The 13,143-nt window shown below is 66.9% G+C and carries 11 protein-coding genes; 6 read left to right on the plus strand and 5 right to left on the minus strand.

What is annotated here, in order from left to right; translation table 11 throughout:
- The first annotated feature begins 45 nt into the window (after positions 1-45).
- From ACL03I_RS05140 to pstB, 6 genes are all read left to right on the plus strand, one after another.
- Positions 46-810, plus strand: a complete 765-nt coding sequence (locus ACL03I_RS05140) for a winged helix-turn-helix transcriptional regulator (protein ID WP_355076986.1) — start codon at positions 46-48, stop codon at positions 808-810.
- Positions 811-924: 114 nt separating this feature from the next.
- Positions 925-1,845, plus strand: a complete 921-nt coding sequence (gene mshD / locus ACL03I_RS05145) for a mycothiol synthase (RefSeq protein WP_412805229.1) — start codon at positions 925-927, stop codon at positions 1,843-1,845.
- Positions 1,846-2,086: 241 nt separating this feature from the next.
- Positions 2,087-3,199, plus strand: coding sequence for a phosphate ABC transporter substrate-binding protein PstS (pstS, locus tag ACL03I_RS05150; RefSeq protein WP_355076989.1), 1,113 nt, complete (start codon positions 2,087-2,089; stop codon positions 3,197-3,199).
- 90 nt (positions 3,200-3,289) lie between these two features.
- Complete coding sequence (gene pstC, locus ACL03I_RS05155) at positions 3,290-4,261, plus strand: phosphate ABC transporter permease subunit PstC (protein ID WP_355076991.1); 972 nt, start codon at positions 3,290-3,292, stop codon at positions 4,259-4,261.
- Positions 4,261-5,163 carry a phosphate ABC transporter permease PstA gene (gene pstA, locus ACL03I_RS05160; RefSeq protein ID WP_355076993.1) on the plus strand — a complete coding sequence of 301 codons (903 nt, stop codon included), beginning with the start codon at positions 4,261-4,263 and terminating at the stop codon, positions 5,161-5,163. The genes pstC and pstA overlap by 1 nt, the downstream gene beginning before the upstream one ends.
- A gap of 21 nt (positions 5,164-5,184) precedes the next feature.
- Complete coding sequence (gene pstB / locus ACL03I_RS05165; protein WP_039795034.1) at positions 5,185-5,961, plus strand: phosphate ABC transporter ATP-binding protein PstB; 777 nt, start codon at positions 5,185-5,187, stop codon at positions 5,959-5,961.
- Positions 5,962-6,059: 98 nt separating this feature from the next.
- Here the strand turns inward: pstB and ACL03I_RS05170 are convergent, their stop codons facing one another.
- The 5 genes from ACL03I_RS05170 to dusB all read right to left on the minus strand — a co-directional run bounded on the left by ACL03I_RS05170 (position 6,060) and on the right by dusB (position 13,070).
- Positions 6,060-7,616 carry a hypothetical protein gene (locus ACL03I_RS05170; RefSeq protein WP_412805230.1) on the minus strand — a complete coding sequence of 519 codons (1,557 nt, stop codon included), beginning with the start codon at positions 7,614-7,616 and terminating at the stop codon, positions 6,060-6,062.
- A gap of 32 nt (positions 7,617-7,648) precedes the next feature.
- On the minus strand, positions 7,649-7,942 hold the full coding sequence (locus ACL03I_RS05175) for a hypothetical protein (protein WP_355076997.1): 294 nt from the start codon (positions 7,940-7,942) through the stop codon (positions 7,649-7,651).
- Between the two features lie 119 nt (positions 7,943-8,061).
- Positions 8,062-8,724 carry a phosphate signaling complex protein PhoU gene (phoU, locus tag ACL03I_RS05180; RefSeq protein ID WP_355076998.1) on the minus strand — a complete coding sequence of 221 codons (663 nt, stop codon included), beginning with the start codon at positions 8,722-8,724 and terminating at the stop codon, positions 8,062-8,064.
- Between the two features lie 696 nt (positions 8,725-9,420).
- A complete protein-coding gene (locus ACL03I_RS05185) occupies positions 9,421-11,187 on the minus strand; it encodes an LCP family protein (RefSeq protein ID WP_355077000.1) in 1,767 nt (588 codons plus the stop codon).
- Positions 11,188-11,942: 755 nt separating this feature from the next.
- A complete protein-coding gene (dusB, locus tag ACL03I_RS05190) occupies positions 11,943-13,070 on the minus strand; it encodes a tRNA dihydrouridine synthase DusB (protein WP_355077069.1) in 1,128 nt (375 codons plus the stop codon).
- Positions 13,071-13,143: the final 73 nt, after the last annotated feature.

Genomic DNA, 13,143 nt, shown 5'->3' on the forward strand with positions numbered 1-13,143 from the left:
GCGGTGCTGCCGCATCCACGTGGCTACGAGATGGGAGGAGGGCCCGTGGAGCTGCTCCTGCTTACCTCCGACCCCAACCCCGAGTCGGTGTTGCCCTCGCTCGCGTTGCTCGCGCACAACGTGCGCCCTGCGCCCACTGAGGTGGCCTCGCTGCTCGAGGCAGGCACGGCGGATGTCGCGCTGGTGGACGCCAGGACGGACCTGGCCGCCGCCCGCGGTCTGTGCCGCTTGCTCGGCAGCACCGGGTCCTCGGTGCCGGTCGTCGCGGTGCTCACCGAGGGCGGCCTGGTCGCCGTGAACGCGGACTGGGGACTCGACGACATCCTGCTGCCCGGCACCGGCCCCGCCGAGCTCGACGCCAGGCTGCGGCTGCTGGTCGGCCGCAACGGCGGCGTGGCCAGCCCGGAGAACACCGGCAAGATCACCCTCGGTGAGCTGGTGATCGACGAGGGCACTTATACGGCGCGTCTGCGTGGCCGCCCGCTCGATCTCACCTACAAGGAGTTCGAGCTGCTGAAGTATCTGGCGCAGCACGCGGGCCGGGTGTTCACCCGCGCGCAGCTGCTGCAAGAGGTCTGGGGCTACGACTTCTTCGGCGGCACGCGCACCGTGGACGTACACGTGCGACGGTTGCGCGCCAAGCTCGGCACCGAATACGAGTCGCTGATCGGCACGGTGCGCAATGTCGGCTACAAGGCCGTGCGCCCCTCGCGCGCGGCGGTCAAGGGGGAGCCGGTGAGCTTTCCGGACGACGACAACGAGGGCACCGACGATTCTCCGCTCACGCCGGTCAACGGCTCCGTGCAGTAATCGTCGGCGGACCGTGCCCGCATCGCTTCGGCGGGGCCGAAATGCCAGCTGCCGCTACGACGTTGCCAGGAGTGGACTCCATGCGGGGTCCGCAGGCTCGATGAACGGAGGCCGATGAGCGGCGCGACGACACAGTGGACCGACGGCCCCGACGCGGGCGACGCGCGGGCGGTCACCGATCTGCTCGCGCGCGCCACCGAGGCCGACGGTGTCGCCCCGGTCTCGGAACAGGCCGTGTTGTCGCTGACTTCTGGCGCGGATACCGGAGCGCGCCATCTGCTCGCGCGGACCGGAGGCGCCGTCGTCGGCTACGCGAATCTCGTTCCGGCCCACGGCGAACACCCTGCTATGGCCGAGGTCGCGGTCGACCCGGCTCGGCGCGGTCACGGCGTCGGTACCGATCTGGTCACGGCAGCGCTGGCCGCGGGCGGTCCGGGCGCGCGGGTCTGGGCGCACGGCGACCGGCCGGCGGCCAAAGCCGTCGCAGCGCGGCTCGGGCTGCGGACCGCGCGGGAGTTGTGGCAGATGCGACGGTCCCTGGCAACTCCTGAGCTACCGGAATTGGCCGTGCCGGACGGCATCGTGCTGCGCACCTACGCCGGTCCCGCCGACGACGCGGAATTGCTGCGGGTGAACGGCGCCGCCTTCGCCTGGCACCCGGAACAGGCCGCGTGGACCCGGCGCGACATCGAGATCCGCCGTGACGAGACGTGGTTCGACCCGGCGGGCCTGTTCCTGGCATTCGACACCGCGGCCCCTGATCGTCTGCTGGGATTCCACTGGACCAAGGTGCATCACGCGGAGCAACCGCCGCTCGGCGAGGTCTACGTGGTCGGCATCGATCCGGCGGCGCAAGGACGCGGACTCGGCCGGCTGCTCACCTTGACCGGTTTGCATCACCTGCGGGAGCGCGGGCTGGCCGAAGTTCTGCTCTACACCGAGGCCGACAATGTCGCCGCGGTGCGCACTTATACCCGTCTCGGATTCGCTCCGGCACATGTCGACGTCGCCTACGCGGCGGCGGAGGTTGAATAACAGGCGGCAGAATGGGTGCGCGCCAGTAAAACTGCGGCAAACGTCACATCTACCAGGTGCAATCGCGCCGGGCTGTTCACTCTCCGTTCACTCAGGTCGGTCCAACTGTCAACCACATGACCTTAGGTTGAGTGAGGGCAGCACACTGCTGCCTGGTGCGCAAGTTCCCCGCGAACAGCACCACAACACCCGTCCGGGCCGGTGAGGGACCGGACGAGTAGGACGCCATTCCGGAGGAATAGTGAATCTCAAGCGCAGCAGCGCCCTCGTTGGTGTGCTGGCCGTCGGCGCCATGGCGTTGGCCGCCTGTGGCAGCGACGACAACACCTCGGCCGATTCGGGCAACGTGGCCAAGGTCGACGTCGCCTGCGGCGGCAAGAAGGCCCTCAAGGCCAGCGGCTCTTCGGCGCAGAAGAACGCGATGGAGCGCTTCATCGCCGCGTACGAGAAGAACTGCGACGGCGCCACGCTCAACTACACCTCGAGCGGCTCGGGCGCCGGTGTGAGCGAGTTCCTCGGTGGCCAGACCGATTTCGGTGGCTCCGACTCCCCGCTGAGCGCGAAGAAGGACGAGCCGAAGAAGGCCGCCGACCGCTGCGCCTCGCCCGCGTGGAACCTGCCGACCGTGTTCGGCCCGGTCGCGATCACCTACAACATCGACGGCGTGACCGATCTCGCGCTGGACGGCCCGACCGCCGCCAAGATCTTCAACGGCACCGTCACCACCTGGGACGCGCCCGAGATCAAGGCGCTGAACCCGAACGCCAAGCTGCCGTCCGAGCCGATCGCCGTGATCTTCCGCAGCGACGAGTCGGGCACCACCGACAACTTCCAGCTCTACCTGGACTCCGCCTCCGACGGCGCCTGGGGCAAGGGCGCGGGCAAGGCCTTCAACGGCGGCGTCGGCGCGGGCTCGAAGGGCAACGAGGGCACCTCGGCCGCGGTGAAGAGCACCAAGAACTCGATCACCTACAACGAGTGGTCGTTCGCGAAGGCGCAGAACCTGTCGATCGCGCGGATCATCACCTCGGCGAGCAAGGACCCGGTGACGCTGAGCGTCGCCTCGGCGGGCAAGGCGATCGAGTCCGCGAAGGTCTCCGGCCAGGGCAACGACCTGGTCATCGACACCTCCTCGTTCTACAAGCCGTCGGTGGCGGGCGCGTACCCGATCGTGATGCCGACCTACGAGATCGTGTGCTCGAAGTACTCCGACGCCGACACGTCGAAGGCGGTCAAGGCCTTCCTCACCTCGGCGGTCACCAACGGCCAGCAGGGCTTGGACGAGGCCGGGTACATCCCGATCCCGGAACAGTTCAAGACCAAGCTGACCACCGCCATCAACGCCATCTCCTGATAGCAGTCCCACATGACCGTGCACGACGAGGTTGCCGCCGCTGGTCCGTCTGATTCGACCGACCAGCGAGCAGGCGGAGATACTGCGCTCATGCCGAGCAAGCCGAGCACCGAACCGACCGCGAAGAGCCGTCGCCAGCACAGCCCGCGGGCGGAGATCATCTTCCGCTCGCTGGCGACGACGGCCGGTGCGATCATCGTCGCGTCCATCGCGTTGATCGCGCTGTTCCTGCTCATCCGGGCGGTGCCGTCGGTGCTGGCGAACGAGGCGAACTTCTTCACCAGCACAGAGTTCAACACCTCGGACGCCAACCACTTACGGTTCGGCATCCGGGATCTGTTCATGGTGACGGTGCTCAGTTCGGTCTTCGCCTTGGTGATCGCCGTTCCGATCGGCATCGGCATCGCGCTGTTTCTGACGCACTACGCGCCGAAGACGCTGGCACGGCCGTTCTCGGTGCTCGTCGATCTGCTCGCGGCGGTGCCCTCGATCGTGTTCGGTCTGTGGGGAATCCTGGTTCTCGCTCCGCAACTGGAGCCGATCCAGAACTTCTTGAACGACAACCTGGGATGGCTGTTCCTCTTCGATGACGGCAACATCCCGCTGGCCAGCGGCGGCACGATCTTCACCGCGGGCGTCGTGCTCGCGGTGATGATCCTGCCGATCATCACGTCGGTCAGCCGTGAGGTGTTCAATCTCACCCCCCGTGCGCACATCGAGGCGGCGCAGGCGCTCGGCGCGACGAAGTGGGAAGTCGTGCGGATGACGGTGCTGCCCTACGGGCGCAGCGGCATGATCGCCGGCGCGATGCTCGGCCTCGGCCGCGCGCTCGGTGAGACCATCGCCGTGTTGATCGTGCTGAAGACGGCCGCGCAGCCAGGACACTGGTCGGTGTTCGACGGCGGCTACACCTTCGCCTCCAAAATCGCCTCGGCCGCCGCGGAGTTCAGTGCCCCGCTGCCGACCGGTGCGTACATCGCGGCAGGCTTCGTGCTGTTCGCGCTGACCTTCGTCGTGAACGCGCTCGCTCGACTGGCCGCGGGCGGAAGGGTGAACGGGTGATGACCTCCTCGACTCTGGACCGGCCGATCAAGCCGCCCACCTTCCGCGATGTGAGCCTGGCGCGCAAGGTGCGCAACAACGTCGCGACCGGCTTGGTGTGGCTGGCGTTCGCGGTCGCGCTGGTACCGCTGGCCTGGGTCCTGATCATGGTGATCAGCAAGGGCTTCGCCGCGGTGGTCCGGGTGGACTGGTGGCAGAACTCGCTGAAGGGCGTGCTGCCCAATCAGGTCGCGGGCGGCGTCTATCACGCCATCTACGGCACGATCGTGCAGTCGCTGGTCGCGACGGTGATCGCCGTGCCGCTCGGCATCATGGCCGCGGTGTATCTGGTCGAGTACGGCCGCGGCTTGCTGGCCAAGGTCACCACCTTCATGGTCGACATCCTGGCCGGTGTGCCGTCGATCGTCGCGGCGCTGTTCATCTTCGCGCTGTGGATCGCGACGCTCGGATTCCCGCAGAGTTCGCTGGCGGTGTCGCTGGCGTTGGTGCTGCTGATGTTGCCCGTGGTCGTCCGCAGTACCGAGGAAATGCTGAAACTGGTGCCGGACGAACTGCGTGAAGCGTCCTACGCGCTGGGCATCCCGAAGTGGAAGACCATCGTGCGGATCGTGGTGCCCACCGCGCTGCCCGGCATGATCAGCGGCATCCTGCTGGCCATCGCCAGGGTGATGGGCGAGACCGCTCCCGTGCTGGTGCTGGTCGGCTACAGCAAGTCGATCAACATGAATATCTTCGACGGCAACATGGCGTCGCTGCCGCTGTTGATCTACCAGGAGCTGGCCAACCCCGAAGCTGCCGGACGCGAGCGGGTCTGGGGCGCGGCTCTGACCCTGATCATCATCATCGCCCTCCTGTACCTGGCGGCTGCGGTCCTCAACCGCCTGCTCACCCGGAACCGATAGAAGCGGAACGGATTACCGAAAATGGCCAAGCGGATCGACGTCAAAGATCTGAACATCTACTACGGCAAGTTCCACGCCGTGTCGGATGTCTCGCTGACCGTGCTGCCGCGCAGCGTGACCGCCTTCATCGGTCCCTCCGGCTGTGGCAAGTCCACCGTGCTGCGTTCGCTCAACCGCATGCACGAGGTAACCCCGAATGCCAGGGTCGAGGGCGCGGTGTTGCTGGACGGCGAGGACATCTACGGCACGCAGGTCGACCCGGTGGGTGTGCGCCGCACGATCGGCATGGTCTTCCAGCGGCCCAACCCGTTCCCCACGATGTCCATCAAGGACAACGTGGTCGCGGGTCTGAAGTTGCAGGGCGTGCGCAACAAGAAGGAACTCGACGAGGTCGCCGAGCGCTCGCTGCGCGGCGCCAACCTGTGGAACGAGGTGAAGGACCGCCTGGACAAGCCGGGCGGCGGCCTCTCCGGCGGTCAGCAACAGCGTCTGTGCATCGCGCGCGCCATCGCGGTTTCGCCCGACGTGCTGCTGATGGACGAGCCCTGTTCGGCGCTCGACCCGATCTCGACCCTGGCGATCGAGGATTTGATCACCGAGTTGAAGAAGGAATTCACCATCGTCATCGTCACCCACAACATGCAGCAGGCCGCGCGCGTGAGTGACCAGACCGGTTTCTTCAACCTGGAGGCCCAGGGCAAGCCGGGCAAGCTGATCGAGATCGACGACACCGAGAAGATCTTCTCCAACCCGTCGCAGAAGGCCACGGAGGACTACATCTCCGGTCGCTTCGGCTGATCCCAGGGCGGGTTCCGCATCCGCGGACGCGCCGCATACGCAAAACGAAGGCCCTGGGCGGTGACCACCCCCAGGGCCTTCGGATATTCGGGCCTCGGCTATTCGTCGAGAGGCGGGGTCTCGAACAGCGGCGTCGGCGTGGATTGCACTCGGCGCGTGTGCTCCGAATCCGATTCACGATTCGCCGCTGACATTCCTCCGAGCAGTCCGGTGCTCGCGGGTGCGGTGGACGGGGAACCGGACGCGGACGCGGGAGCAGCGCTCGGACTGCCGGAGTCGGCATTGGTGTAGCTCGCCTGCCGGACGGACGCCGGTTGGTCCTGCTTGGTTTCCGCGTGTTGCGACGAATTCGGTTTATCCGTCTTGCTGTTCTCGGTGCCTGCCGGATGGTCGGTCTTCGAATCGGTGGACTTCGCGTTCGGATCGTCCGTTTTCGCGTTCGGATCGGTGGCTGCGGGTTGTCCGGTCGTGGGATCGGTGGCCGCCGGATCCTGCTTCGGGGTCCCGGTTCCGGCGGGGTCACCCGTGGACGGTGAGTCCGTGTGCGTGCCGTCCGTTTGGTGCGTTCCGGCGATCGTGTCGACGGCGTTCGCGAACTTCTCGGCGCTGGTACCGGCGGCCTCGATCAGACCCTTTCCAGCCTCCCCGCCTGCTTTGATGATGTCGTCGAGATCGTCGTCGAGTTTGCCGATGGATTCGATCAGCGTGGGCACATTGCCGGTGATCTGGCTGACCGAGCTGATCAGACTCGTCACATCCGACGGCTTCCACGAGTTCGGGTCGCTGGCCGCACCGGTGGAGGCGGACTTGTCCTCGGACCCGTTGCCGGTGCCTTTGTCTTTGCCGTCCCCGGTGTCTTTGTTCTTTCCGTCGCCGGTGTCTTGCTTGTCTTTGCCGTCGCCCGTTTCTTTCTTGTCCTTACCATCGCCCGACTCGCCGCTGTCCTGTTTGTTCTCGGCGCCGGTCTGGTCGGCGGACTGCTGTTGGGCGGCGATCGGACTCGCCTGCGGTGTGCTCGCGGGGGCCGTCTGGTCGGACTGCTTGCTGTCGTCCGCCGGTGTGCCTGCGGCCTGGTCCGTGGCCGAGGCGTCGGACTGGTTGCTGTACAACGCGAGGGCCGGGTCCGTCCCGTCGGCGGACTTGTCGCTGTCGAGCGGGTCGCCGTCGCCGAGTTGAGCGGCTCGGGTGCTGACGTCACCGCTCGCCTGCTCGATCTTCGCCGCGACGTCCGTCTGGGTGCCGAGCAGTTCGTTCATGGCGGTGGTGATGGCGGTCTGGTAGGTGAACTGCGCATCACCGTCCTCGTCCGAGGTGCCCGGCCCGGGAGTGACCTGCCAGTCCTCGGAGACGGTGAATCCGGCCGCGACGGCCTCATCGACCTTGTCCAGCAACGTTTGGCGGAATCCGACGAGGCTGGTACCACTGTCGATCAATGTCTGGGCGAGCGTCTCGGTATCCAACGCCACCTTGTTCGCCGTGTCGCGGTCGCCTGCGATGCGGTCGTACGCGGCGTAATAGGCGTCACCGCTCCAATGCGCGCCCGCTGCCCGGATCTGCGTCACCGTTTGATCGATCAGGGAAACGAATTCGCCGTTGCGCGTGCGTATTTCGATACCGGCTTCGCTCAGTTTCCACGGCTGCCATTCCGACCGCACCTGGCTGAGGGTTGGCGTACTGCTCGTAGACCTCACAGCTGTGCGCCCATCGCGTCGAGACCCGCGCGAAACTCCTGGTCGGACACCTCGTAATTCGCGGCGCCGCCTTTCGCGATATTCGAAACTCGTTTGCAGCGCATGGCCATTCGCCGCCATGCGTCTTCGACGTTCGAACCCGCTGTGGAACACGCTTCACCCACCGTCGAACCGGGCAGCACGCCACCGAGCGCGTCGGTGGTGGCACGCACGGTCAATGCGCCGATCTCGCCGCCGATTTTGTCCATCGACGCGGCCAGCGCGCGCAGCTCCGCTGGATCGACGTCCATAACGCCCCCCTTCATGCCGGTTCCCCTCCGGCGTAACGCTATACCAGAGCAATCTCGCCCTGTGCGGCTCAATCTATCATTCGCCGCCTGCGAAACGTCAAGCGCAGCAAGCTTTTCGTTTACGACTCCGAGTCGGGGTCCGGCGGGAGCACTCCGGTGACCAAGAAGATGACACGGCGGCCGATTTCCACCGCGTGGTCGGCGAAGCGCTCGTAGTAGCGACCGAGCAGCGTGACATCGACGGCAGCCGCGACGCCGTACTTCCAGTCGCGGTCCATGAGCAGTGTGAACAGGTGACGGTGCAGATCGTCCATCGCCTCGTCGTCTTCGTTCAGCTGCGCGGCGCGCTCCGGGTCACGGGTCTCCAGCACCTCACGCGCACTGGCTCCCATGTTCACGGCGATGCGGCCCATCTCTGCGAAGTAGCCGTTGACGGACTCCGGTAGCGCGTGGTTCGGATGACGCCTGCGCGCGACCTTCGCCACGTGCAGCGCCAGCGCGCCCATCCGATTCACATCGGCGACGATCTGGATCGTGCTCACCACTTGCCGCAAATCACCGGCGACCGGAGCTTGCAGCGCGAGCAGAGCGAAGGCCTTCTCCTCGGCGTCCTGGATCAGCTCGGCGATCCGGTCGGACTCGCTGATCACCTGCTCCGCCAGGGCGAGGTCCGCCTGGAGCAGCGACTGGGTAGCCCGCTCCATGGCCGAGCCGGCCAACCCGGCCATCTCACCCAGCAGGTGGGCGAGCTCAGCCATTTGCTCGTTGTAGATGACACGCATGGAAACTGACACTAGTTCGCCGCGCTGACCAAGTCACGAACAGGGAGTGAATGACCGGTGCGCATCATTAGCGCGGGAGTTGCCGTTGATCATTCAACGACCGCGATCCGCACCCTCGCCGACCGCGAAACGGCAGCATCACGGCGATCTGTGATTTGCGTCGCATCTGTGCTGCCGTGTGCGCCGGGTGCAACATGCAGTCGTCGGCGGCGTTGATGTGCTCCAGATCGGAGGGCGGGTCCCGTTTCACCCCGAGAACTCCGATGGCGACCGAGCGCTCGCGCAGTCGCCGTCGGAGTTCGGCCCGAACCTAGCTGTAAATGCGATACCCCCAGGCGTCGCCGTCGCCGAACGAGCTGCCGTTGGGGACCAACTGGCACCCGCTTACGCGGCTTCCGTGATTTAAGGCGTCCTGTCGGGAGTGCTCACATTCCTGTGGCGTTTCGTACTGCCACCACCCGTCCGCTTGGGCAGGACCTGCGAACAATGCCATGGCGGCCGCCGCCGCGGTTGCTCCGAAGATTAGTTTGCGTACCACTGGAATCCCCTCCGTATCGATGATCGACATCGATGATCGACGTCCCCGACGCTAGCAGCGATCGAACGAGCGGCTCAAGCGAATATCGTTGCGGTAGAACGTGAGTCAACACGAACTTGGGCTGCGGGGGTGGGTCGGGTGCTGGTGCACCCGGTCGCCTACTTGCAGACCTCGTCGGCCGCGTTGACGTGTTCCAGGTCGGAGGGCAGGACGGCGGGCGTCGAACTCGTCGAGGTGCTCGTCGTGACGTTGGTGATCTCGTCACCGACCGGCGTCGGCGCCTTCACGGTGACGCCGGTCTTCGAGTCACCTCCGATGACGACCTCGACGATGCCGCCGAGATCGTCGGCGGCCTCGATGGTCGCGCCGGGGATGGAGGTCGCTACGGTTGCGGCCTCTGCCTCCAGGCCGGGGGCGTAGCGGACCTTCGTCGTGGTGGAGGTGCCGTTGGCGTAGTTTCCGGTGTTGTAGATCGTGAAGCCCTGGTTGCCGAGCTTGGTGGCCGCGGTGCGCGCCAGTCCTTCGACTCCGGAACCGTTGGACACCAGCAGCGAAACAGTCAAAGGATCCACCGCCTTGTACTTGGTCGGTGTCGGAGCGGTCGGTGTCGGAGCGGGTGCGTTCGCCTGAACGGTTGGCTTCTCGCCCGGCAGAGGCTGATCGTCGCGGATCGCCTTGAAGATCGCCTTGATGTCGGATTCCCGGGGGATCTCGTTGCCGTAAGTGGTGGTACCCGCGGTTGGAACGGTGATGAAGGTGACCACGCCGGCATCGATCTTCTGCAGTGAACGTCCCAGCATCAGCAGGTCGGTCGTTTCGACCTTGTTGACCCAGGTGTGCTCGCGAAGCGCAGTGATGAAGCCGTTCAGCTTACCCGGATTGAACAGAACCTTGCTGGACAGCGTGCTGCGCAGCAGCGAAGCGAGGAAGCGTTGCTGTCGGTTGATGCGGTCGTAGTCGCTGCGCTCCTCGCCGTAGACATGCCTGGCGCGCACGTAGTTCAGCGCGGTTTGGCCATCGATGCGCTGCTTGCCCGGGTGCTCGAGGATGGTGCCGAGCACGTCGTCGACGAGCGGCTTGGACGCGCAGACCTCGACGCCATCGATCTGGTTGACCATGGACTCGAAACCGGCGAAGTCGATGCCGATGAAATGATTGATCGACGCGCCGGTGAGGCGCTGGATCGTGGAGACGAGGCACATCGGCCCGCCGAGGTTGTAGACGGCGTTGAGCTTGTCGCCCATGGCAGACGGGAACTTCTCGTTGGTGTATCCGTTTTTCTCGTTGTCCCATCCGTTGCACTGGGGCCTGGTCACATCGAGGTCGCGCGGGAAGGAGACTACGACGACGCGACTCCGGTTCTTCGGGATGTGGACCAGCATGGTGGTGTCTGCACGGGCGCCTTCGGCGTCGTCCAAAGTGCCCGCGCCGAGCTGGCCGTTGGCCCCTGCGCGTGTGTCGGTGCCGACGAGCAGGTAATTCTCGTCGCCGAGCTGGGCATTGGAATCGATGATGTCCTCTGAGTTCTCGTCGAGGGCAGAGACCTGGGTGAAGCCGTCCGTGGTCGACCGTAGGTAGCTCCAGCCGCCGCCGGTGACCAGCAGAGCGAGCACAGCGCACACTGCACCCCCCGCCCTTCCCGCGGTCCGCAGACGCTTGTTGCGGCGCTCCTTGGAGGCCTGCAGACGGGTCTGTGCCGTGCCGACGGGCTTCGGCTTGGCGTCCTTGCCGTCCTTGGTCGGCCAACTCACGCCCTTGCGCTTGGCGCGCGTGGGCTCGTCGAGCGGAGGTAGGACGTCGGTGACCTCTTCGGCCTGTTCCGGTTCCGGGGGAGCGACGGGTGGCGCGGCGGATGCCGAGCGCTCGGCAGGGCGGCGGCTCGCGGGACGGGCGGCCGGTGTCGCGCCCGTGATGTCCTGGACCACCGGTGAGCTACCGGTCTGCCGTGGCGGTGGCGAGTCCGGTGCGCGCCGGGGACCGGCTGCCGCGCCACGGCCGTTGGCGGCGGCCGGGTCGGCGGGTCGGCGGGGAGCTTCTTGACGTGGCTCGGCGCGATTGATTCGTGCGGATGGTGGGCCTGCCTGCGGCGGTACCGGCTCAGGGCGGCGGCCTCGGTTCGTCGGAGAGCCCGCAACCGGTGGCGTGGGCTCGGGGCGGCGGCCTCGGATGGGCGCGGCGGCGGGGTCCGGCGGGCCGGGCTCGGGGCGGCGGCCTCGGATGGGCGCGGCGGTCGGGTCCGGTGGTTTGGGTTCCGCGCGGCGGCCTCGGCTCGGCGGGGCGGTCGGGTCCGGTGGCGTGGGTTCCGCGCGGCGGCCGCGGCGGCCGGTGCGTTCGTTGTCGACTCGCTGGACGAGATCCTGCACCGTCAGGGGCGCGGAACTCTGGTCAGGAGCGGCGTCGGTATGGCGGGAACGACGAGACGTGCGTGCGACGTCTCCTTCGGGGTTGTCCGCCGCGGGATACCGCTCCCACGGGGCGCGACCTCCGGGCCGTGGCGAACGCCCGTGCCGATCGTCACCCACCAACGAACCTCGCTTTTCGTCTTGCTTTCCGCCTGGGTCATACCGGACCGGCGGCACCGATCCCGCAATGATAACGATTCCGCCACGGCAGGCCACCCCACGGCGAAATCGAACAGGTCACAACGGTTCGACGCCAGCGTTCGCTGTGCGATTGCCGATCACCCTCCGCTGTGCATCACATCTGCCGCGCGAGGCACCGCGGGATCGTCCGGGTCATCGAGCCAGCCGTGTGGCAGCGCGACTTTGCCCGGCGAGCCCTGCCTGCCGCGCGGACCTTCCGCGTCCTCCGGGAACGGAACCGTCGGGTCGAGTTGGCCGACGAGGTCTTCCAGTTGTGCGAGGCTGCCCACGGTGGCGAACGCACGTCGCAGATCGGAGCCGACCGGGAAGCCCATCAGGTACCACGCCATGTGCTTGCGCAGATCACGCATGGCCTTCTCCTCGCCGAGATGCTCGGAAAGCAGCGCGCCGTGCCGGTACAGCACCGCGCCGACCCGGCCCAGATCGGGCGCCTCCGGCAGCGGCTCACCGCGCAGCGCCGCCTGCAACTCGGCGAACAGCCACGGCCTGCCAAGGCAGCCGCGGCCGACGACCACACCGTCGCACCCGGTTTCGTCCATCATGCGGACGGCGTCGGCGGCGGAGAAGATGTCACCGTTGCCGAGCACCGGGATCGAGGTGACCGCCTCCTTGAGCCGGGCGATCGCGGTCCAGTCGGCTTGGCCCGAGTACCGCTGCGCGGCCGTGCGAGCGTGCAACGCGACCGCTCGCGCGCCTTCGGCTTCGGCGATCCGGCCCGCGTCCAGATAGGTGAGGTGGTCGTCATCGATGCCGATGCGGAACTTCACGGTGACCGGGACCCCCGCCGGTTCCGCCGCGCTCACCATGGCGCGCACGATGCTCCGGAACAGCGTCCGCTTGTACGGCAGGGCGGCGCCGCCGCCGAGGCGGGTGACCTTGGGCACGGGGCAGCCCAGGTTGAGGTCGATGTGGTCGGCCCAGCCCTCGCCGACGATGATCCGTACCGCTTCGCCGAGCGTGGCCGGGTCGACGCCGTAGAGCTGCATCGAGCGAGGATGCTCGTCGGCGTCGAAGGACATCATGTGCAGCGTCTTCTCGTTACGCTCCACCACCGCCCGCGCGGTGATCATCTCGCACACGTAGATCGAGGTCGGGCTGCCGAATTCCCGGCACAACTTGCGGAACGCCAGATTCGTGATGCCCGCCATCGGCGCGAGCACGACCGGCGGATCGACCGGATACGGCCCGATCCGCAGCTTCGTCATCGCCTCGGTAGTCATCGTCACGCCGACCAGTGTCTCATTTGCGCACGTAAGTCGGCCGGAGCGGGTCGTTCGC

The sequence above is a fragment of the Nocardia sichangensis genome (genome assembly GCF_047200615.1).
Taxonomy (GTDB): Bacteria; Actinomycetota; Actinomycetes; order Mycobacteriales; family Mycobacteriaceae; genus Nocardia; species Nocardia sichangensis.